We start from the raw sequence: 21,341 nt of genomic DNA on the forward strand, positions 1-21,341 counted from the left end.
CAGGAGGAGTGTAGCCGGTGACGATAAATAATCGGGGGATTAATGTCGGTGTCGGTGGTTATTCCGTGTTACCGTTCCGCGCAGTCCCTTCCGAGTTTGGTAGCGAGGCTGATGCCGGTCCTGCAGGACATGTCCGTCCGGCACGAGGTGATACTCGTCGTCGACGGCAGCCCGGACGACACCTGGAGGACGGCCGCCGAGCTGGCCCGGCGGATCGACGGCGTCCGGGCGATCCACCTGTCCCGCAACTACGGCCAGCACAACGCGCTGGTCGCCGGCATCAGGGAGGCGGAGTTCGAGATCGTCGTCACGATGGACGACGACCTCCAGCATCCGCCGGAGCAGATCCCCCTCCTGCTGGCCGCCCTTGAGGGCGACCATCTCGACCTGGTGTACGGCGTTCCGCATCACGAGGAGCACGGCTTCGTCCGCAGCGCCGCCTCCCGAACGGTCAAGGCCGGCCTGGCAGGTGCGCTGGGAGTGCGCACCGCACGGACGATCAGCGCCTTCCGCGCTTTCCGGACGCGGCTGCGCGACGGGTTCGAGGAGCTGTCCGGACCGCACGCGTCCGTCGACGTGGCTCTGTCCTGGGCGACCACGCGGGTGGGCTCCGTAAAGGTGAACATGAGCGAACGCGTCCAGGGGCGGTCCAACTACACGCCGCGCCTGCTGGTCCGGCACGCGGTGAACATGCTCCTCGGCTACAGCACGGCTCCTCTACGGGCGGCGAGCTATCTCGGATTTCTGGCCGGGATCGTCGGCCTGCTGCTGGGCGGGGTCGTGCTGTGGCGCTTCGCGACGGGCGACACCACGGTGGCCGGGTTCACCACCATCGCCTCGATGGTCGCGCTCTTCTCGTCCGCCCAGCTCATATCCGTCGGGCTTCTCGGTGAATACGTCGGGCGCATCCACGGGAACGGGATGGGACGGCCGACCTACGTGGTGCGTGAACGCGCCGGATCGTTCGCCGCCCTCGACGTGCCCTGGCAGGCGGGGGATGTCAGCGCTCCGGCCCGCGCAGGAGTCGGCTCCGGATCAGATGAACGGTGAGAAGTGCCTGCACGGGCTCGAATCCGTACCTGGCCCATGCCCGCTGCACCCGCGTGTTGTGCCCCTGGGTGGAGATGACGACCTCTTTCCCGCCACGGGCCCGCGTGCGATCCTCGACCGCCTTCAGCAGGTGGGCGTAGAGGCCGCGCCCCTGCGCTCCGGAGACCACACCCGCGAGCAGGATCTCCGTCGGAGAGCCGTCCACCGTGTCCTCCAGCGTGGCCAGCGCGAGAAGCCTGGGCTCCCCCTCTCCCTCCCGCTCGCTCCGGCTCCGCAGTGCCAGGCACCGTCCTTCCGTGGCGGACCTCAATGCCCACTCCCGGTAGCCCGCCAGTGCCTTGGCGGCCTCGAAAAGAGGATTGGCCATGTAGTGGTTTCCGTACGAGGCGAAGATGTCGGAGACCAGTTCCCGCACCGCCGTCGGAGCGACCGACGTCGTCGTCCGCAGATCCCGCGACGGCTCCGGCGTACGCCCCTCCCCCACCCGCAGCCGCCAGTAGACCAGGCAGTCCGCCAGTACGGCGGTCCGGCCGAGCGTGGTCAGCTCCGCGAACCAGCCGACGTGTTCGGCCGGGTACCGCAGCACGATGACATCCCCGGGCGACCCCGCGACGGCCTCCCGGACCGCGGAGATCGAATATCCGGACCCGGACCCGGTGGGCACGGTGAGGCGCTGGACGGCGCATCCGAACCGGGCGGACTCAAGCGGAGACTCCCGGATCAGCAGCGGCCCCCCGTCCGAGACGTCATGCCAGGCCATCAGCCCACCCGGTAGGTCCGGACGGCGTCGAGCACACTCGCCACACCGGCCTCGTCCAGATCGGCGAACAGCGGCAGCCGTACGAGACGATCGGCGGACTCCTCGGTGACCGGGCATCCGCCCGGGGCCACCCGCCCGTACCGCACGCCCGCCGGCGCGGTGTGCAACGGCTGGTAGTGGAATGCCGCCCGCACGCCCCTGCCCGCGAGGTGGGCGATGAACGCCTGCCGCTCCCGCAGATCCGGGAGCAGCAGGTAGTACAGGTGCGCCGGGTGTGCGCAGCCGTCAGGGATCATGGGTTGTGCGACCCCGTTCTCCGCGGCCCAGTCCGCGAGCTCCTCGTGATACCTCCGCCATACGGCGTGACGCAGGAACTGGATCTTGTCGAATGATTCCAGCTGGGAGGTGAGCTGCGCGGCGAGAACATCGGACGGCAGATAGCTGGAGCCGATGTCGACCCACCGGTACTTGTCCACCTGGCCTCGGAAGAACCGGCTGCGGTCGGTGCCCTTCTCCCGGATGATCTCGGCACGCGCGACGAGGCCGGCGTCGTTCAGCAGCAGCGCGCCCCCTTCGCCGCACTGCACGTTCTTCGTCTCGTGGAAGCTCTGGGTGGCCATCCGGCCGAACGACCCGAGAGGCCGGCCTCTGTAGGACCCGCCCAGGCCGTGGGCGTTGTCCTCGATGAGAGCCAGACCGTGCCGCCGGCACAGCTCGCCGATCGTCTCCAGCTCGCAGGCGACACCCGCGTAGTGCACGACCATGACGGCCCGCGTGCGGTCGGTGATCGCGGATTCGATCAGCCGCTCGTCCATGTTCAGGGTGTCGGGCCTGCAGTCGACGAACACCGGGACCGCCCCGCGCAGGACGTAGGCGTTGGCCGTCGACATGAAGGTGAACGACGGCATGATCACCTCGTCGCCGGGCCGTAGGTCCAGCAGGATCGCCGACATCTCCAGCGCGTGTGTGCAGGAGGTGGTCAGCATCACCCCGCTCGATCCGGTCAGCTCGCGCAGGAGCCCGGTGGCCCGCCGGGTGAACGGCCCGTCCCCCGAGGTGGATCCCTGGCGTACGGCCTGCGCGAGGTAATCGAGCTCGTTCTCCGAGAGATGCGTTCGATTGAAGGGAATCGTCTTCAGACCGGTTGTGCTCACCTTCGCAGTGAACAACGGGCGGGACGGCCGACACGCATTGCGCCCGTGTCCCTTGGCGAGCCATTGCGCAAGCATTACGTTGTTCCCGGCCGCCCGGACCCGGTAGAGGGCCTCGTCATCGGAACGGAATGGGAGCCTCGCGAGGCTCCCGCACCCGATCCCGGACCGGCGCGAACTTCACCGGGGAAATCCGCGCGCTCCATAACGCCGGGCGAGCGGGGCGCCGCCTCTTGAACACTCCTTTTCTGTTCTCTCCATATCTCCGGGACGACGGCCCACGCCGCCCCTGGGCGCCGTTGAGCGGGCGCGGCGTCCACCGTAAAGGGTTTTCCGGTGCGGGATCACCATCAATGTCCGTCCCGTATGGAAACCGCCGCTTCTTCGGCTAATACCCATTGCGGCCCGGGCATCGTTATTTTTCGTATGTTCTCACCCCTCACCGACCGGCGGGGGTGACTTCCGGATTGTCATCGGAGCCGCTAATGTCGAATCATAGTAAAAGGACCGCTTTTGGATGGAGACGGGCGCTCCGAATTGCGCCTTTCGTCTTCGGGCTCAGCGTTTTGATCAGCCCGCTCGGGGTCGCCCAGGCGCTGACACCCGCCCCGGAGGAAAAGCCCGCGGGGGCGGTGGCCCCTCCTTCGCAGACGACCGCCGCCGGCCACAGGAACGAGGCCCGCCCACCGGCCGACACCGATGACGGCAGGCACGAAGTCCGCCCGCCGGCCGACGCCGACGGCGAGAGGGCGGGCGACAACAACAGGAGAAGGCCTCTGTCCGCTCACACGCGGGCGCTCCGCGCCGCCTGCCCGCCGACTTCCGTCATCTGCCTGGAGAACAGCCTGCCCGGCAACCCTCCCAGTGAATGGGACATCCCCGGATCCGGGTTCGGTGACATAGATGGCTATACAACCCAGATAAGCGTCAACAAAGGGCAGACCGTACAGTTCAAGGTCCTCACCGAGGCGACCGACTACCGTGTGGACATCTACCGCATCGGTTACTACAGCGGCATGGGCGCACGGTTGATCACAACGGTCTCCCCCTCGGTGCCCCTGCCCCAGATTCAGCCGGACTGCTCGCAGGACGTGACCACCGGACTGCTCGACTGCGGCAACTGGGCGGTGTCCGCCTCCTGGGCGGTTCCGGCGAGCGCCGTCTCCGGGGTCTACATCGCGAACCTCATCCGGGAGGACGGGACACCCGGCGCCGGCCAGATGATATTCGTGGTCCGGGACGACGAGCGCGGGTCAGAGCTGCTGATGCAGACCTCCGATGCCACCTGGCAGGCCTACAACAGGTTCGGCGGCAGCAGCCTCTACACCGGCATTCCGGTCGGGCGCGCCTTCAAGGTCAGCTACAACCGTCCGTTCACCACCCGGGCCACCAATCCGGAGAGCTTCTTCTTCAATTCGGAGTATCCGATGATCAGGTGGCTGGAGGCCAATGCGTACGACGTCAGCTACACCAGCAACGTCGACACCACCGCACGGGCCACCGAATTGCTCGAGCACAAGATATTCATCTCCGTCGGCCATGACGAGTATTGGTCCAACGAGATGCGGAACAATGTGGAGAACGCGCGCGACAACGGCCTCGACCTCGCGTTCTTCTCCGGGAACGAGATTTTCTGGAAGACCCGGTGGGAGGACAGCGCGGATGGCACCGCCACCCCGTTCCGGACGCTTGTCTGCTACAAGGAGACGATCGCCAACGCCAAGATCGACCCCAGCCCCCAGTGGACCGGTACCTGGCGCGACCCGCGTTTCTCTCCACCGTCGAACGGCGGCAGGCCGGAGAACAGCCTGACCGGGACCCTGTTCAAGGTGAACGGCATCGTCAACGACCCGATGCGCGTGCCCGCCGAGTACGCCCCCATGCGGTTCTGGCGGAACACCTCCGTGGCCACCCTCCAACCGGGAGAGACGGCGGTCTTCCCCGACGGGGTGCTCGGCTACGAATGGGATGAGTCACCCGACAACGGGGTCGAGCCGATGGGGCCGGTGCGGCTGTCCAGGACGACGTTCACCAAGCCGTCCAAGATCCTGCTCAACTTCGGCAGCGCGTACGGCGCCGGGACCGCCACCCACAGCCTGACGCTCTACCGGAATCCGGGCGGTGCACTCGTCTTCGGCGCGGGAACCACCCAGTGGTCGTGGGGGCTCGACGCCGTCCACGACCGGCCGGGCACTCCCACGGACATCCGGATGCAGCAGGCGACGGTCAACCTCTTCGCCGACATGGGAGCCCAGCCGGCAAGCCTCCAGCCGAACCTTGTCCCGGCGACGCCGTCGACGGACACCGCCCCACCGACCTCGGCGATCACCAGCCCTTCCAGCGGCGCGACCGTCGCCGGCGGCGTGGCCATCCCGATCCAGGGAACGGCGAGCGACACCGGAGGCGGCGTCGTGGCGGGCGTCGAGATCTCCGTCGACGGCGGCACCACGTGGTTCCAGACGACGGGCCGCAGCAACTGGCAGTACACCTGGACGCCCGGTGCCGCCGGCACGACGACGATCAGGACACGGGCGTTCGACGACATCGGCAACATCCAGGGGACGCCGACCGTGCGGACCGTGACCGTGACCGACGGGTGCCCGTGCTCCGTCTGGGCGCCGACCGGCACGCCCGCCGTCAGTTCGCATCCCGATCCCAAAGCGGTCGAGCTCGGAGTGAAGTTCCAGGCCTCGAGTACCGGCTTCGTCTCGGGAATCAGGTTCTACAAGGGCGCGCAGAACACGGGAACGCACACCGGTAATCTCTGGAGCTCCACGGGAACCCTCCTGGCGAGGGCGACGTTCACCAACGAGACGGCGACCGGATGGCAGCAGGTGAACTTCTCCAAACCCGTTCAGGTGATCCCCGGCACCACATATGTGGCGTCTTACCACACGACGTCGGGAAATTATTCGATCACACGGCCGTATTTCACAACGCAGTACTCGACCGGTCTGCTCACCGCCCTCGCGAACAGCACGCCGGGAGGGAACGGCGTTTACCGATACAGCGCGACGAGCACTTTCCCGACCACTCCCTACCAGGCCACGAACTACTGGGTCGACGTGGTGTTCTCACCGCCGATCAGCCTGTGGGACGACAGCACGCTCCCGGCGGTCCCGACCATGGACGACCCCAAGGCCGTGACGCTCGGTGTGAAGTTCCAGGCCACGCGCACGGGCGCGATCGAGGGGATCAGATTCTACAAAGGCCCGCAGAACACCGGAACCCACGTCGGAAGCCTGTGGACGGCCAGCGGTCAGCTGATCACGAGCGCGACGTTCACCGACGAGACAGCGACCGGATGGCAACAGGTGCTATTTGATACACCTATTACAATAACTGCCAACACTACATATGTAGCGTCATATCACACGACATCGGGATTCTATTCGATAACACGGCCGTACTTCACCCAGCAGTACACGCGCGGTCCGCTCGTCGCCCTTGCAAGCGCCGCGGCAGGCGGAAACGGGCTGTACAGGTACGGCGCCACGAACGCCTTCCCGAATGCCAGCTACCAATCGACCAACTACTGGGTCGACGTGCTGTTCCTGGCCGACGCGCCCCTGGCCGCGAACCTCCACCGGCGTGGCGGCCGGGTTCCCGAGGGAACCGGATCCCACAGATCCCGGCGTTGACGTCGGGGCCGTGCGCGCTTGAGCGTGCACGGCCCCGATGATCTCAGGTTGTGGGCATGGATGGCGCGGTCCGATCCCGGGCTCGGGCGGTGGACGACCGCGGGAGGCGCGGGCAGGTGGTCGAGCCCGTTCTCCGATCAGACGTCCGGCTGAGGAGAGTCAGGTGGTGTCGCCCGGCACCTGGTAGACGGCGTAGTCTCCGGATTGGTAACGGAGGTTCGCGGCGTCGCCGAGCCTGTGTCCCGGGCTCATGTGTCGCTCGTCGACCAGCAGCCAGCGCACGCCGTAGCGCGCCCGCAGTCGTTGGACCGACGCGGCCGAGGGCGACCGGAAGGCCGCGTCGTTGAGCCGGATCCGCTCCTGGTCCCAGAACGGCAGGTCCTCCACCGTGAGGCCCCTGTGCCAGTGCCGGTAGTTCGTCGGGGTGAAGGCCCAGCCCTCCACCAGCATGCGCCGTTCGGTCAGAGCGGCCCCCCAGAACTCCCGGGTGTCGCAGGGATTCTCGAACCCCCAGCGGCAGTGCGTGTTCGTGGCGACCAGATCGTCCGGGTCCGAGTGGGCGCGCAACCACCGTCCGGCGGCCAGGGCGTCTCGGGGGACCATCAGCGCCTCCACGGGCGGATCCGGGTTGACGCCGACGCCTGCCGGAGTGGGGACGGCCGCCGAGACGACGCGGATGGCGAAGGCTGCGGGCAGACCCGCGGCCGAGATCATCGAGATCGCGAGAGCCGCTCCGACGACAAGGCGCCGCCTGTTGACGACGAGCAGCGCGCCCGTCGCGAGCAGGGCGAGGACCACCAGGACGATGTACGGCCGGTACAGGGAGATCTCGTTCTCACCCGGGCTCAGGGGAACCTGGACCCCGAACACCACACGGGTCAGACAGGTCGCCACGACCGCCGCGCCGACCGCGCACGCCGTCGCGCGCACCGGCACCCGGGATCGCCTCAGGATGACGAAGAGCCCGTAGACCGCGACGATCCCCAGGTAGGGATAGGCTCCCGAGGAGAAGTATCGTTCGGCGTGATGGGGGTGCCCGAACAGGAGCGTGGCGCCGATCCCCGCGGCGCCGACACCGAGCATCAGGACCACCGCGGGTCGCATGAGCAGTTGCGGCCGGCTCAGCAGACCGCAGATGCCGCACCATCCGATGACCCAGCCCAGCAAGTACAGCAGCGTGACGGCGAGAGCCGAGGCAAGCGACGGCTGGGCGTCCTCCCCCAGGCCGGTCAGCTCTCCCCACACGCTGCGCATCATGGCGAGCGGTTCGGGCGCCATCCCCAGACGCGCCTGGCCGAACAGTACGAACTGCGCGTAGGCGAAGCACGCCACGGTGATCCCCAGCACGGCGAGTGCGGGCCAGGGCGTCCGACGGTGTCTCACCACCTCCACCACCGCGATCGCGGCCAGGCCGGCGCCGAGCAGAGGTAGATACGTGGCCTTGGCCCCCATCAGCGCCACGAGGAAGACGCCCAGCAGGAACCACCTGCCGGGGGTGCCCCGCTTGCGGTCGAGGAGATCGACCAGGAGGAGGACCACCGGTGCGAACAGGAGGGCCCCGAAGGTCTGGGTGGGACTCTGCCAGGTCTGGGTGGGTCTCCACGTGAACACCCCGACATCCATGCCGAGGTGCAGGTTCGGGGCCTCCAGGAAGAGGGCGCCCACGGTGACCAGCAGCGCGGCCGCCCACGAACCCACCACACGCCGTCCGATCATCCCGATCAGAACGGCGAAGGCGACCATCATGGGCAGCATGACCAGCCTGAACAGCAGCACCAGCGGTTCCACGCCGGTGATCCAGCTTGCCGCCGCGAAGTGCGCGTAGACGAACCAGTGGTAGAAGAGCGATTCACCGGCGACCATCGGCACTGTGGGCGGCATGTGGTTCTTCAACTCGCCGATCAGCGCCAGGTGGAACGGTATGTCGAGGCTGGTGGTTCCGAACGCCGGCCACGTCAGGGCATGGAGCTTGAAGAACCTGGTGGCGCTCCAGGCGACCAGATAGGCCGTGATCAGGGCGATGGACCAGGACCACCAGACCGGTGCGGCGGGGCGGGAGGGGCCTTTCCAGTGCCGGCGCAGGCCGGGGACAGCGGCGAAGACCGCGTAGGTGACGACCGGCCAGGCGATGACGAGCAGCGGCATGCCGGCCGCGCGGGCGGCGATGTAGGTGAGCACCTCGATCGCGTAGCCGAGCACCAGTCCGAGGGCGATCTCCTCCGGCAGTGTCCGCCTGCCGCCGTACAGGGCGCGGACCAGCAGCAGCCCCGGGAAGGTGACCCCCAGTGCGAGGTAGGCGCCGAAACAGGCCATATCCCCGGCGGAAACCCCGAAGAAACCCAGCACCGTCACCGCAAAGATGGTTACAAACGCCGCCGGCAACCATCTGAATAGGTGAAAGCACCAGACCCTCCGCCACCATACAGACCATCTTCGTGCATGCGAAGTCCGATTTACCGGTGCTTTTCCCGTAAGTTCAAGGGGATCCGGCAAGGGACTTTGAAGGTGAGGAGTCTTGGCCATGCACGCAAGTCTCACGACACGAGCGTCCTGACCGGATTTGGACGGCCACGTTTTCCAATGTCTTTGTCATTCGTTCACATGGGCCGGCCGGTACGGCAGGGCGGCAAGACACACCATCTCCTGGAACGGGAGATACAGTCGTGATCTGTAATGCTACATCCATGATCAGCAAACTCAAGGGATGGCGTCGCGGGCGGAGCCGTCGCCTGACCGATAACCGTGAATTGCGCGTCTTCTACATGATCGGCACCATGGGCATAGGTGGCGCGGAAAGCCAGGTCGTACTACGCGCCAAGGAACTGCGCGCCCGTGGTGTCGACAGCCGCGTGCTCCTGCTCTTCGACGGCGGCCCCTTCGAAGCGTTTCTCCAGGATGCGGGAGTTCCCGTGGTCCATCTGCGCTTCCGGACCATCAGCACCGCCGGCTGGCGGCGGGCGCTCCTCTGCGACATCGCGGCGTTCTGCCGTCTCGTACGCCTCCTGCGCCGGACCCGGCCCCATGTGCTCCACTCCCACCTGTTCCACTCCTATGCCATCGGTGTACCGGCGGGCAAGCTGGCCGGGGTCCCCCTGGTGGTCGCGGGACGTCACACACCGCTCAGGATCACCGGCAGAGGCCTGCTGACATCGCTCATCGACAGGGCCGCCAACCGGTTGGCCGATCACATCGTTCCGGTCAGCCGGAGCATCGCGGACGAGCTCTCAAGCCGCTTCCGGGTCCGCCACAAAATCACTGTGATCCACAACGGCCTCCCACCCGCGGCGTTTCTTCCGCACAGCCCGGCCCACCTGGAAACGGAGTGTCCCGTCGTGGTCTGCGTGAGCAGGCTTCAGCCTCTCAAGGGTCACCGCCACCTGCTCGACGCCGCGGCACTCCTCGAACTCCGCGGACTGAGATGCACCATCGTTCTGATCGGGGACGGACCAGAACGCGGCAATCTGGAGAGACAAGCGGAGAAGCTCGGAATCGATGTCCGTTTTCCCGGTTTCCGAACCGACGTGGGCGCGTGGCTGGCCCGCGCCGACATCATGGCCCATCCGACGCTGGCGGAGGCCCTCGGGAACTGCGTCATGGAGGCGATGGCGGCCGGACTTCCCACGGTCTCGACCGACGTCGGCGGCGTACCCGAGCTCCTCGGAGAGAACCGCGGGCTGCTCGTCCCCCCGGCCGACGCCACCGCTCTGGCCGACGCGATCCAGCGCCTTCTCACCGATCACGCGCTCGCGAAACGGCTGGGCGCCTCGGCGCAGGAGTGGGCGGTGAACCACTTCACCAGCGACATGCTCGTCAATCGATACCTGAGCACCTACGCGCGCCTCATACGCCAGAAGTTCGCGACAGATCTGAACATACCGACCGGTCATCGCGCCCAAGGTTAGATGAGAACGGCTCGCGTCGCGTCCACGACGACTTCACGTTTTCCTTTACGAGGGACGGAACCCGGCGTCTTTTTCAACTTTTTCAACGGTCCGTCTCAGGACACGCCCTTCCGCCTGTTCGTGTCCGTGCGGTCACCTTCCGTAATATGTCTCGGGAGTCAGGGACCTGTCGGCGTGGCCGTCATTGTCGTCCTGCTGGACAGGCAATCGAATGACTCTTTCCAAACGCGTGGAGAGCGGTATGGACACCGAGTCCGTCAAAAAATCGGCGTGACACACCGACCTGCCTTCACCCGTACGGCACACCTGTCGGCGACTCTGACCACGGACCACGGACGCGGACCGTTTCAACCAGATTTCGATGCTAGAGGGCAGCCTCTGGAAGGGACAACGTCGTGGCGGTCAGCGATGGATCCGGCCTTCGGCGCGTCGCGCTTCTCATCCCGCAGCTGATGCCGCTGGGAGGCACCGAGGTACAGATCTCTCTGCTGGCCCGGGAGCTCCGCGCCAGGAACATCGACGTAAAGGTGCTCGTCCTGCGGAGAGGCGGACGGCACACGGAGTCCCCGCGGCTGAAGGGGATGCTGGAGGGGATAGAGGTACACCAGCTCGGCTTCGTCCCCGTCTCGGGGAGACCGTCGGCTCTGGCCCGCAACCTGCGCGCCTGTATCTCCCTGTTACGCCTGTTGCGGCGCCTGAGACCTCAGGTGCTGCATGCCTTCCTCTATTTCGGCTACGTCGTCGGGGCGCCCGTGGCCCGGCTGGCGCGGGTTCCGGTCGTGGTCGCCGGCCGGCGCAGTCAGGGCTTCTTCAAAAGGAGCCGCCGGTGGGTGCTGGCTCTGGAGAGGGGTGCGACCCGCCTCACCGATCATGTGGTCGCGAACGCCGTCGCCATCGCCGGGGAGACCCGAGCGGTCGAGCGGGTGCCGGCGCGCAAACTGAGTGTGATCTACAACGGCCTACCGGAGCCGGCGTTCGATCCGGTCGAGCCGGAGCATGTGGACACCTCTCTCCCGGTGATCGTCTGCATCGCCAATCTCCTGGAGGTCAAGGGGCACCGTTTCCTGATGGAGGCCGCCGCGCTGCTCTCCCGGCAGGGACGCGCATGCACGGTGGTGCTCATCGGCGAAGGTCCCGAGCGCGGCCCCCTCGAGGCGCAGGCGGCCGCACTCGGCGTCGACGTCCGCTTCCTCGGATGCCGCACGGACACGGCCGGCTTCCTGGCCCGCGCCGACGTGGTGGCCCTTCCTTCGCTGTCCGAGGGCTTGAGCAACGCGGTCATGGAGGCGATGGCCGCGGGCCGGCCGATCGTCGCCACCTCGGTAGGCGGTACGCCCGAGCTCCTGGAGGACCGTGGCGTCCTCGTCCCCGCCGCCGATTCCCCGGCTCTTGCCGAAGGATTCGTCCGCCTCCTGGACGATCCGGAGCTCGCGGCCTCGCTGGGAGCCGCGGCACGCGCCTGGGCGCGCAAGAACCTCGACGTGGCCGTCATGGCCGACCAGCACGTCACCCTTTATCAGCGACTTCTGGAGGCCCGATGTGCGGGATAGCCGGGATGGCTTCGACATCGCATCCGGACCCCGGGCTCGTCCGCCGCATGTGTGACGTGCTGGTGCACCGAGGGCCCGACGGTGCCGGCTTTCACAGTGACGAACACGCGGCACTCGGCATGCGCCGGCTGGCGATCATCGATGTGGCGACCGGCGACCAGCCCGTCTACAACGAGGACAACCGGATCGTGGCCGTGTTCAACGGCGAGATCTACAACTTCCCCGAGCTCCGCGAGACGCTGATCTCCAAAGGGCACCGGCTGCGCACCGCGGGAGACTCCGAATGCCTCGTGCATCTCTACGAGGAGTTCGGCGTGGATCTGGTTCACCACCTCCGGGGGATGTTCGCTTTCGCCATCTGGGACCGGGACCGCCGGCGTCTGGTCCTGGCCAGGGACAGGGTGGGCAAGAAACCGCTCTACTGGCGCTCCGACCACGCCTCGATCCGGTTCGCCTCCGAGTTGAAGTCCCTCACGCAGGACCCGGGCATGGACCGCGAGATCGACCCCGTCGCCCTGCACCACTACCTGACGTACCTGTACGTCCCCGCACCGCGCTCGATCTATCAGGGCGTGCACAAACTTCCTCCCGGGCATGTGCTCGTCTGGGAGGGCGGCGAGATCACGGTGGACCGCTACTGGCGGCTGGACCGCTCTCCCCGGCCCGTGACGGACCAACGGGCGGAGGAGGAGCGGCTACGTGAACTCCTCCTGGAGGCGACGCGGATCCGCATGGTGAGCGAGCGCCCGCTCGGAGCCTTCCTGTCCGGCGGCGTCGACTCCTCGGCCGTGGTCGCCGCCATGGCGATGCAGAGCAGTGAGCCGGTCAAGACGTTCAGCATCGGTTTCGAGGACAGCCGCTACGACGAACGCCACAAGGCGCGGATGGTCGCCGACCGGTATTCCACCGATCATCACGAGCTCGTGGTGACGTCGAACCTTCTCGACACCCTGCCGCGCCTCGCGTGGCACTTCGACGAGCCGTTCGCCGACTCCTCGGCGATTCCCAGTTTCTACGTGGCCCAGCTGAGCCGGCAGCATGTCACCGTCGCGCTCAACGGGGACGGCGGAGACGAGTGTTTCGGCGGCTACCAGCGCTACGCGCTGATGGACCAGACCCGCAGGATTCCGCGCATCCCCCAGCCGTTCGCGGCAGTGCTCGCACGCACCGGCACCCTCGTAAGCGAGCGGAGCGCTCCTAAATCCTTGTCCCAGCGGCTGGGCCGGCTGATGGGGTTCGCCGCCGCGCATCCGTCACAGCGTTACGCCCGGCTGATCTCCTACTGCACGCCGGAACAGAAATCCGAGATCTACAGCGACCGGCTCCGGGACCTGCTGGCGGAGGTGGACAGCTACCGCCTGCTTGAGGAGGTCTTCCAAGCTTCGCCGGCGGAAACCGATGTCGGCCGTGTTCTGGACGTCGACACGCTCACCTACCTTCCAGGTGACCTGCTGGCCAAGATCGACATTACGACGATGGCCAACTCGCTGGAGGCCCGCTCGCCGTTCCTGGACCACCATCTGATGGAGTGGGCCGCGGCCCTTCCCAGCGCACTCCACGTCCGCCACGGCCAGACCAAGCTGTTGCTCAAACAAGCGGTGGCGCCCTGGCTGCCGCAACAGCTGCTGCGCTATCCCAAGCAGGGGTTCGGGGTGCCGCTCGCCACCTGGCTCCGCGGTGAACTGCGGGAGCTGGCCTATGACCTGCTCACCGACGACACCGCGCGCGACAGAGGCCTGTTCCGGCCGGCGGCGGTGCGGAGACTGCTCCAGCGGCACATGGACGGCGTCGACCACAGCGTCCGGCTATGGGCTCTGCTGCAGTTCGAGCTCTGGCATCGGACGCATGCCACGCCTGGTACGTGGAGCCGGGACGAGGTCCGATGCCCCCTGCCGCAGCCCTGAGCCCATCCCGATCCGCGGGATGACCCGGACCGGTCGCCGCTCCAGGCCTGAGCGTATGAACGCTCATACGCTCAGGCGGCCGTCCCCGGCATGATCATGCGACTCCGCCGGCCCCTTGGACGTGCCCCTGCGCATCCGGGCGAGTCCCGAGAGGACAGGACGTAGATCGGATATCTGGGGAAGCACTCCCCGTGCACCGACTTTGGAGACGCGGATGAACCAAGTGATTTCGATCGCGACCATCACCGTATAGGACGCCGTTGAGGCCAGCCCTGCTCCGACGGCTCCCCACAGGGGGATGAGCACCGCGTTCAACCCGAGGTTCACGGCGAGGCCGGCGATCGCGATGGCGGTCATGGTCATGGGGCGCCCCAGGCGGATCAGGTACTGCTCGACCACGCGGAGCGGGGCCAGGGCGAGCGCGCCGGCCGCCAGGGCGAACAGCGGCGCCACACTGCCGGCGTAGGCGGAACCGTAGACCAGCGGGACCAGTACTGGAGCGGTGACCACCAGAGCGATGATCACAATCGCTGAGAACATCAGGTTGAACCGGAGGGCGCGGGCGGTGGTGTCACCGGCGTCGCGGTCGTTCTCCACGACCTGACCCGGAAGGCAGACCTGCCGCACCGCCTCGGTCGGCACCTGCGCGAGAGACAGGATCGACACCGCCACGGTGTACAGGCCGACCTCGGACGGCGAGGCGAGGGTATTCAGCAGCAGGACGTCTGCGGTCATGTGGAGGTAGAAGGCCACCCGGCCGATGTGGTACCGGCCCGACAGGGCGAGTTGCCGCCGGGCGAGCGCGGCGTCTCCGCCCAGGGCCGAGCGGCGCAGCACGTAGAGGAAGAGGATGAAGGGCGCCACGGTGGAGGCCGCCCAGCAGACGATCACAGAGGTGACGGTGAGGGAGCCGGCTACGGCGAAGCCCAGTATCGGCAGGAACTGGACCAGCCCGGTCAGGACCCAGGCTCCGTTGACCAGACGTGTGCGGGACTGAAGAAGCAAGATCCCCTGAAGGTTGGTCCACGAGATGCCGAAAGGCACCGTGAGCATGGCGATGACCAGCAGGTAAGGCGTCGCCTGAGGAACGAACAGCGCTGTGACCGCGAAGGTGGCCGAGGCGGACACGACTCCCAGGAGCAGCCCGAGAAGCAGGCCGTTGCCCATCAGGAAACGACGCTGGGAGGCATCCGGCCACAGGGCGATCTGTGACCTGTCGAGGGAGAGCTGCCCCAGGGTCATCGCGATCAGGGCCGCGGTGGTGACGACGGCGTAGACGCCCCGGCTCTCCGGCTGCAAGGCCCGTGCGATGAGGACGCCCGTACCCGTCGCCAGCACGAGCCGGAGCGTGTTGCTCGCCATCGTCTGCACGGTCCTGCGGAGAGGGGTCGCTACTTCCGGCGAAGGCATCCGACCTCGATCACGGTGATGTCGGACGTATGCACGGCGCGGCACGCCGAACCGGCGATAGGGCCTTTTCGGCGCATGAGCGTCCTTCCAATGAAATACTCACAGTCACTGAATCTTACCGAGAGTGTCGTCGTCCAGCGCTGTGCGCTGATCGGAGGTGTGTCGTGCGGGATGCCGCTCCAAGGATCGGAGCCACGGCGACCGCCACTCGGACGGACGCGGGTGACGGAGCCTCTCTCCAGGTCGGGCCGGGCGCCGGGGCCCGCCACCCGGCGGCATCGCCGGCAACCGGGCACGGCACCCGTCCGGCATCGGCCGTTTCGGCGAAGACATGTGAGATCCGCGCGACTTCCCGGTGGCGCGGAAAACTATGGGAGTGATTTCCAAGTGATCAGGCGACGCTTCGAGCATCAACTCGAAATGGCAAGGAAGCACGGAGTCGGAAACACCGTGACCGCGCTGACCCGTAAGGTCCTCCTGTCTCCCCTGCTGTCGGCGTACGGCGCGGACAAGTGGCATCTCAGGGGGTTCCACACGACGAACTACAAGAAGGTCGCCGTAGCCCTCGCCCGGGAGGTGCCCGGATCGTCCCGGGTGGTCGTGGAGGTCGGCTGCGGTCTGGGTGACATCGTGAGCAGGGTGAAGGCCGACAAGAAGTTCGGATACGACGTGGACTCGGCGACGATTTCGTGCGCGAGGCTCCTGGGAAGGCTGCGTCGCCCGGACACCTCTTACCGGGTGGGGAGTTTCGACTCCCTCGTCCACCTGGAGTGCGAGTCCATAGATCTGCTGATCGCGATGGGCTGGCTCCACTACATGCCGGACGAGTGGATCGAGGAGAACCTGCGTTCACTGCTCAAGAACAAGCCCGTGCAGTACATCATGGTGGATGAGTTTCCGGGGCAGCGCGGCAGAATCGAGACGATGATGAAGGCCTTCGGCACACTCGTCAGGCAGGAGTCCGACTGGCAGGACGGAAAAATCGTCCTCCTGTTTCAGTGTGACCGGTGACCTCATGTTTTGAAGATGCTGAAGAAACACATACCATGCATTTCGTGACACCTCCGACCGCCAATTAATCTTGAGCGTGTGAACGGATCATCTCACCCTCGCCCTGCCTTCATTATCACCATAGACGTGGAAGCCGATGATCAATGGAGCCGGTCATCGACGGTCACGACAGAGAACGCCAAGCATCTGCCGAGATTCCAGTCGCTGTGCGAAAAACACGGGATGCGCCCTACATATCTGACGGAATGGGCAATGGCCCAGGACCCCGTGTTCCAGGAGTTCGGCGCGTCCGTTGTCGATCGTGACGCCGGTGAGATCGGAATGCATCTGCACTCCTGGACCACTCCCCCGTCGGTCCCCCTGACGAGCATGGACCATGTGCACCACCCCTTTCTGATCGAGTTCCCGGAGAACGTCATCAGGGAGAAGGTACGGATGGCGACCGAGGTCCTGGAAGACATGTTCCAGGTGTCCATGGTGAGTCACCGCGCCGGCAGATGGGCGCTCGACGAGCGATACGCGAAGATCCTGGTCGAACACGGATACCTCGTCGACTGCTCCGTGACACCGCATGTCTCCTGGAGCGGAAACCGGGGCGCGCCTGCGGGCCGAGGGCCGAGAGACTACTCAGACTTTCCCCGGAACGCGTATTTCGTCGATCTCGAATGCATCGGCAGAGAAGGCGACTCGCCCCTTCTCGAGGTGCCCATGACCATAGTCCCCAGCCCGTGGAGGCAGTCCTGGAAGGGGGTCGACAGATTAATCTCCCGCAGCAGCACGGCGAAACGCCTCATGAACCGGGTCTCGCCCGAGGTCAAATGGATGAGGCCTGACGGCAGGAACAGAACCGACCTGTTGCGGATCGCCGCCCAGGCGCCGGCGGCGGCGTGCGACCATGTGGAATTCATGCTCCATTCGTCGGAGATGATGCCCGGCGGGAGCCCGTACTTCCGCACGGGCCGAAGCATCGAGGGGCTGTTCGACGACATGGAGGAGCTCTTCGAATTCGCCGCCGAGAGGTTCCAGCCCCTGACCTTGGCCGAGTATCACGCTCGGATCTCCCAGGCCGCGGGCCGGAGATAGTCCCCGGTGACGCTTCCGGTCACCGTACCGACGATGACGCGCGTTCTCACTGTGCCGACGCTTTTCTGAGGTCCTGCCGCCCACCGGCCCGGCGCCGTACCGGCGCCGGGCCGGTCGTCAAACCCTCGAGACGACCTCGGCCACGGGCTGCTCCCGGTCGCCGGGGTTCTTCGTCCACGCCACCGCGGCGAACACACTCGTGACCATGACGATCGGTATGCGCTGGCGAAATATGAGGCCCATGTTGGCCATGGTCGTCGCGTAGACGATCGTGCCCGGGATGACGAACGAGAGGAGGACGAGGAGTGCCACACGGTCATGGCACCACAGCCGGCGAGCCCCGCGCACCGCATGGTAAAGAAGGAAGTACCAGATGAGTACGTCTATCTTTCCGAGTTGCAGCATCTGGCCACCCTGGGTCCAGGGAAACGGTGACAGGACCGTATAGAGCAGTTTGGCGTCGAGCGTGCTCCACGGGTTGCCGCCGTCTTCGAAGACGACGCCCGACCCGCCGTCCCCGTTGGCACTGCGGACGTTCTCCGCCTGGCCCATCTCGAGCTGCTGCTGGATCACCTCGACCGGAGTGCTCTCGTAAACACCTCCGAAAACCAGGAGAGCGGACACCAGCAGCACCGTGGAGACGAACAGGCCCCGCAGGGAGAACACCTTCTTCAGGCCCATCAGACCAAGGATCAGCGGCACCGCGCACATGAACACCATGTACGGGCGCACATACCACAGTGCCCACAGCAGCGGCACGAGCATGAGCAGCCTGCGCATATCGAAACGGCGTGCGATAGAAGTCCCCAGGCCGATGCTGGTAACCACGAGGAACGCGTTGAACCCGTCTTTGTAGGTGTCCGACGTATGCAGCAGGAATGCGGGCATGAACGCCGTCACGACAAGCAGCAGAAACGACGCGCGATCATCGGCGCCGACCAGCCGCGCGAATTTGTACATGACGATGCAGAGCGCACAGGCGAGGAGCGCGACCACGGCGGTGCAGGCCAGTGGGGCCGGACCGCCGCACAGGTAGACGATGATCGCGAAGACCTGGCACGGCACGGCGACGAATGACAGGGTGCTGATGTCCTCGGACGTGACGAACTGAAAGCCGTTGCTTTTCCAGTATTCGACGATCTGCATGGCCCTGATCTCGTACCCCAGGTTGTCGCCACCGTACTCGATGACCCCGCTCCGCATCACCAGAACGTGGACGGCCATCCGGACGGCGAACGCGGCCAGCAGAACCGGTAGCGCCCGGCGTGCCACTCCCCTCTCCAGGTTCGCGTGAACCAGAAAGACGAGTACCACCACGGCGGCGACGACGACGAGATATTCCATGGAAAGCGACCTTCAGTCCGCGCCGGGGACGACGCCACAGGAGCCGGCGGTCGATTTGAACCGCCGGCGAGCAACTCTGCGACGGCGACGCTAGCGCCAGGGCCGGGCGACAGCGCGCCCAGCGGTCGCCCATGGTCCGGTGATTACCTCTCCTTGCCGATTCTTTCCACCGGCGCATTCCGCCGACCGCTCTCATGGGCATATGACGGCGCGAACAACCACCGCGCCCGGCAAGTGACTCGATCACGTGCAGGTAGGGAGCGAGAAAACATTTCACCACCGTCGCGACGGCGTGGGCGGAACGGGCCGAATCCCTAGTTACTTTTTCGAGGTGAGCCACGTCTGCCGCCAAGGAGCCCGTGTGAAACCGGACAGCCGGATTCGTGTCATGGAAATAATTGCCCGGATGAACGTGGGGGGCCCCGCTACTCAGGTGTTGGGGCTGTCCGAAGGGCTGAACCCGGATGAGTTCGACCACCGTCTCTATACCGGTTACGTGGACGGCGGCGAGGGCGACCATCTCCGGCTCCGCGGTTCGACGGTGCGGGTTCACCGGGTCCCAGGACTCGGCCGGTCGGTCAGACCCGCCGATGACGTCCGGACCCTGATCCACCTGATCGCCCGGATACGGGAGTTCCGCCCGCACATCGTCCACACCCGGACGGCGAAGGCAGGGGCGCTCGGCCGCACGGCGGCCCGCCTGGCCGGCACCGGTGCGGCCCGGATACACGTCTTCCACGGCCACCTCCTGCACGGGTACTTCTCGCCGCCCAAACGCCACCTCTACGTACAGTCCGAGCGGCTCCTCGCGACCATGTCCGACCGGCTGGTGACGGTGGGCTCCCGGGTGCGCGAGGATCTGCTGGCGGCCAGGATCGGCCGCCCGGAGCAGTACGTCGTGATCCCGCCCGGCGTCCGGCTGGGCGGCGTTCCCGACCGCAGAACGGCCCGTGCCGCTCTGGGCCTGCCGATGGACGCGCCCGTCGTGGCGTATGTGGGCCGTCTCACCCAGGTCAAGCGCCCCGACCGGTTCGTCGAAGTGGCCCACTCGGTGCTCCGGAGTGTCCCCGGGTGCCACTTCGTCGTCTGCGGAGGCGGCGAGCTGAGCCCGGAGGTCGAGCGGAGCATCGGACCCGCCCACCGCTCCTTCCACCTGATGGGGTGGAGAAGAGACGTGGAGACGGTCTACGCGGCGGCCGACGTGGTCCTGCTGACCTCCGACAACGAGGGCATGCCGCTGACCCTCATCGAGGCCGGGATGGCCGGGGTCCCGGCCGTCGCCACGCGTGTGGGAAGCGTCGCCGAGGTCGTCCGGGACGGTCACACCGGGCTGCTCACCGGGCCCGATGCCGGCGAGCTGGCCGCACAGACCATACGGCTGTTGTGCGACCCCCTGCTCGCACGCCAGCTGGGCGACGCGGCCCGCCGCTGGACGACGGCCTCGTTCGGGGTGGAGCGGCTGGTCTCGGACACCGAAACCCTTTATCGGTCGTTGTGCGAGGCGCGCCGGTCCCGCACGGTCTTGGAGGGAACGCCCCGATGAGAATTCTCGTGACAGGTGGTGCCGGGTTCATCGGGGCGAACGTCTGCCGCGCGCTCGTCACCCGGCCCGAAGCCGAGAGCATCACGGTGCTGGACGATCTGAGCAGCGGGGCCCTCACAAACCTCGGCGACCTCGGCGTGGACGTCGTGACGGGGAGCATCCTCGACGAGGACCTTCTGGCGGAGCTCGTCGCCGGTGCCACGCATGTGATCCACCTGGCGGCCCGGCCCTCGGTGCCCCGCTCCCTGATGGACCCCCTGGCCACGCACACCGTCAACGTCACGGGCAGCCTCCGCGTTCTCGAGGCGTGCCGTGGAAGCCGGCCGCACCTGATCCTCGCGTCCTCGTCCTCGGTGTACGGCGACTGCGAGGAGCCGCACAAGCACGAGGATCTGCCCACCCGGCCGCTCAGCCCGTACGGCGCGAGCAAGCTCGCCATGGAGGCCTACGCCCTGGCGTACGCGGAAAGCTACGGCCTGCCGGTCCTGCCGTTCCGCTTCTTCAACGTCTACGGCCCTCTGCAGGCCACCGACCACGCCTACGCGGCCGTCATCCCGGCGTTCGTCTCCGCGGCTCTGAACGGCCGTCCGGTGCCGATCTACGGTGACGGCAACCAGGCACGTGATTTCACCTACGTGGGATCGGTGACCACCGTCCTCGCCGACGCAGCCATCCGCCGGGTGACGAGCCGGAAACCGGTGAACCTCGCGTTCGGAACCCGCGTCTCCCTGCTCTCCCTGAAGGACGCCCTCGCCGCGGTTCTGGACCGGCCGATCGAGCCGTCGTTCCTACCGGCACGGACAGGCGACATCCGGGAGTCACAAGCCTCTCCCCGTCTGCTCGCCGGCCTGTTCCCCGGTGTCCGTCCCGTTTCGCTGGACGACGGGCTCCGCATGACCGTGGCCTGGTTCGAGAAGGCCATGGCCAACGTCCCGGCCACCGGATCGAGCCAGGTCGGCCTGCCCTGCACCTCCTGAACATCCACAAGCACT

General features: G+C 66.7%; 14 protein-coding genes. 9 read left to right on the forward strand and 5 right to left on the reverse strand.

Annotated features, from left to right (window positions below):
• Nucleotides 1–42: 42 nt before the first annotated feature.
• On the forward strand, nt 43–1,050 hold the full coding sequence (locus SROS_RS31350) for a glycosyltransferase family 2 protein (RefSeq protein ID WP_012892941.1): 1,008 nt from the start codon (nt 43–45) through the stop codon (nt 1,048–1,050).
• On the opposite strand, the gene SROS_RS31355 is transcribed toward SROS_RS31350, so the two are convergent.
• Both SROS_RS31355 and rffA read right to left on the reverse strand, forming a co-directional pair.
• On the reverse strand, nt 1,001–1,810 hold the full coding sequence (locus SROS_RS31355; protein WP_012892942.1) for a GNAT family N-acetyltransferase: 810 nt from the start codon (nt 1,808–1,810) through the stop codon (nt 1,001–1,003). The genes SROS_RS31350 and SROS_RS31355 overlap by 50 nt on opposite strands.
• On the reverse strand, nt 1,810–2,964 hold the full coding sequence (gene rffA, locus SROS_RS31360; RefSeq protein WP_218919720.1) for a dTDP-4-amino-4,6-dideoxygalactose transaminase: 1,155 nt from the start codon (nt 2,962–2,964) through the stop codon (nt 1,810–1,812). Before rffA ends, SROS_RS31355 begins: the two co-directional genes overlap by 1 nt.
• Nucleotides 2,965–3,428: 464 nt before the next feature.
• Between rffA and SROS_RS31365 the strand changes: the two genes are divergently transcribed.
• A complete protein-coding gene (locus tag SROS_RS31365) occupies nt 3,429–6,602 on the forward strand; it encodes a DUF4082 domain-containing protein (protein WP_148269260.1) in 3,174 nt (1,057 codons plus the stop codon).
• Between the two features lie 159 nt (nt 6,603–6,761).
• Here SROS_RS31365 and SROS_RS31370 read toward each other — a convergent pair whose 3' ends face one another.
• Entirely contained in the window at nt 6,762–8,954 is a 2,193-nt protein-coding gene (locus SROS_RS31370) for a hypothetical protein (protein ID WP_012892945.1), read from the reverse strand.
• A gap of 332 nt (nt 8,955–9,286) precedes the next feature.
• On the opposite strand from SROS_RS31370, the gene SROS_RS31375 reads away from it, so the two are divergent.
• The 3 genes from SROS_RS31375 to asnB all read left to right on the forward strand — a co-directional run bounded on the left by SROS_RS31375 (nt 9,287) and on the right by asnB (nt 13,958).
• Nucleotides 9,287–10,504, forward strand: coding sequence for a glycosyltransferase (locus tag SROS_RS31375; RefSeq protein WP_081453259.1), 1,218 nt, complete (start codon nt 9,287–9,289; stop codon nt 10,502–10,504).
• Nucleotides 10,505–10,899: 395 nt separating this feature from the next.
• Nucleotides 10,900–12,054 (forward strand): glycosyltransferase, encoded by a 1,155-nt coding sequence (locus SROS_RS31380; protein ID WP_012892947.1) that lies wholly within the window; start codon nt 10,900–10,902, stop codon nt 12,052–12,054.
• Between the two features lie 5 nt (nt 12,055–12,059).
• Nucleotides 12,060–13,958, forward strand: coding sequence for an asparagine synthase (glutamine-hydrolyzing) (asnB, locus tag SROS_RS31385; protein ID WP_169369419.1), 1,899 nt, complete (start codon nt 12,060–12,062; stop codon nt 13,956–13,958).
• 63 nt (nt 13,959–14,021) lie between these two features.
• Here asnB and SROS_RS31390 read toward each other — a convergent pair whose 3' ends face one another.
• Nucleotides 14,022–15,320, reverse strand: a complete 1,299-nt coding sequence (locus SROS_RS31390) for a lipopolysaccharide biosynthesis protein (RefSeq protein WP_043653303.1) — start codon at nt 15,318–15,320, stop codon at nt 14,022–14,024.
• Between the two features lie 498 nt (nt 15,321–15,818).
• Here SROS_RS31390 and SROS_RS31395 point away from each other — a divergent pair, with 498 nt between their 5' ends.
• Nucleotides 15,819–16,379, forward strand: a complete 561-nt coding sequence (locus tag SROS_RS31395) for a class I SAM-dependent methyltransferase (RefSeq protein WP_043653305.1) — start codon at nt 15,819–15,821, stop codon at nt 16,377–16,379.
• 126 nt (nt 16,380–16,505) lie between these two features.
• A complete protein-coding gene (locus tag SROS_RS31400) occupies nt 16,506–17,462 on the forward strand; it encodes a polysaccharide deacetylase family protein (protein WP_218919721.1) in 957 nt (318 codons plus the stop codon).
• A 117-nt stretch (nt 17,463–17,579) separates the two neighbouring features.
• Here SROS_RS31400 and SROS_RS31405 read toward each other — a convergent pair whose 3' ends face one another.
• A complete protein-coding gene (locus tag SROS_RS31405; protein ID WP_012892952.1) occupies nt 17,580–18,806 on the reverse strand; it encodes a hypothetical protein in 1,227 nt (408 codons plus the stop codon).
• A 406-nt stretch (nt 18,807–19,212) separates the two neighbouring features.
• Between SROS_RS31405 and SROS_RS31410 the strand changes: the two genes are divergently transcribed.
• The gene (locus SROS_RS31410) at nt 19,213–20,349 is read left to right on the forward strand and encodes a glycosyltransferase (RefSeq protein ID WP_245564347.1); all 1,137 of its coding nucleotides are present in this window, start codon (nt 19,213–19,215) and stop codon (nt 20,347–20,349) included.
• A complete protein-coding gene (locus tag SROS_RS31415; RefSeq protein WP_012892954.1) occupies nt 20,346–21,326 on the forward strand; it encodes an NAD-dependent epimerase/dehydratase family protein in 981 nt (326 codons plus the stop codon). The genes SROS_RS31410 and SROS_RS31415 overlap by 4 nt, the downstream gene beginning before the upstream one ends.
• Nucleotides 21,327–21,341: the final 15 nt, after the last annotated feature.

Origin of the sequence: Streptosporangium roseum DSM 43021, from assembly GCF_000024865.1 — a bacterium.
Classification (GTDB): Bacteria; Actinomycetota; Actinomycetes; order Streptosporangiales; family Streptosporangiaceae; genus Streptosporangium; species Streptosporangium roseum.

What these genes read in the sequence shown, in the direction of transcription:
- SROS_RS31350 (WP_012892941.1), top strand. Translation starts at nt 43, where the DNA reads ATGTCGGTGTCGGTGGTTATTCCGTGTTACCGTTCCGCGCAGTCCCTT.
- SROS_RS31355 (WP_012892942.1), bottom strand. Translation starts at nt 1,810, where the DNA reads ATGGCCTGGCATGACGTCTCGGACGGGGGGCCGCTGCTGATCCGGGAG.
- SROS_RS31375 (WP_081453259.1), top strand. Translation starts at nt 9,287, where the DNA reads ATGATCAGCAAACTCAAGGGATGGCGTCGCGGGCGGAGCCGTCGCCTG.
- asnB (WP_169369419.1), top strand. Translation starts at nt 12,060, where the DNA reads ATGGCTTCGACATCGCATCCGGACCCCGGGCTCGTCCGCCGCATGTGT.
- SROS_RS31390 (WP_043653303.1), bottom strand. Translation starts at nt 15,320, where the DNA reads ATGGCGAGCAACACGCTCCGGCTCGTGCTGGCGACGGGTACGGGCGTC.
- SROS_RS31405 (WP_012892952.1), bottom strand. Translation starts at nt 18,806, where the DNA reads ATGGAATATCTCGTCGTCGTCGCCGCCGTGGTGGTACTCGTCTTTCTG.
- SROS_RS31410 (WP_245564347.1), top strand. Translation starts at nt 19,213, where the DNA reads ATGAACGTGGGGGGCCCCGCTACTCAGGTGTTGGGGCTGTCCGAAGGG.
- SROS_RS31415 (WP_012892954.1), top strand. Translation starts at nt 20,346, where the DNA reads ATGAGAATTCTCGTGACAGGTGGTGCCGGGTTCATCGGGGCGAACGTC.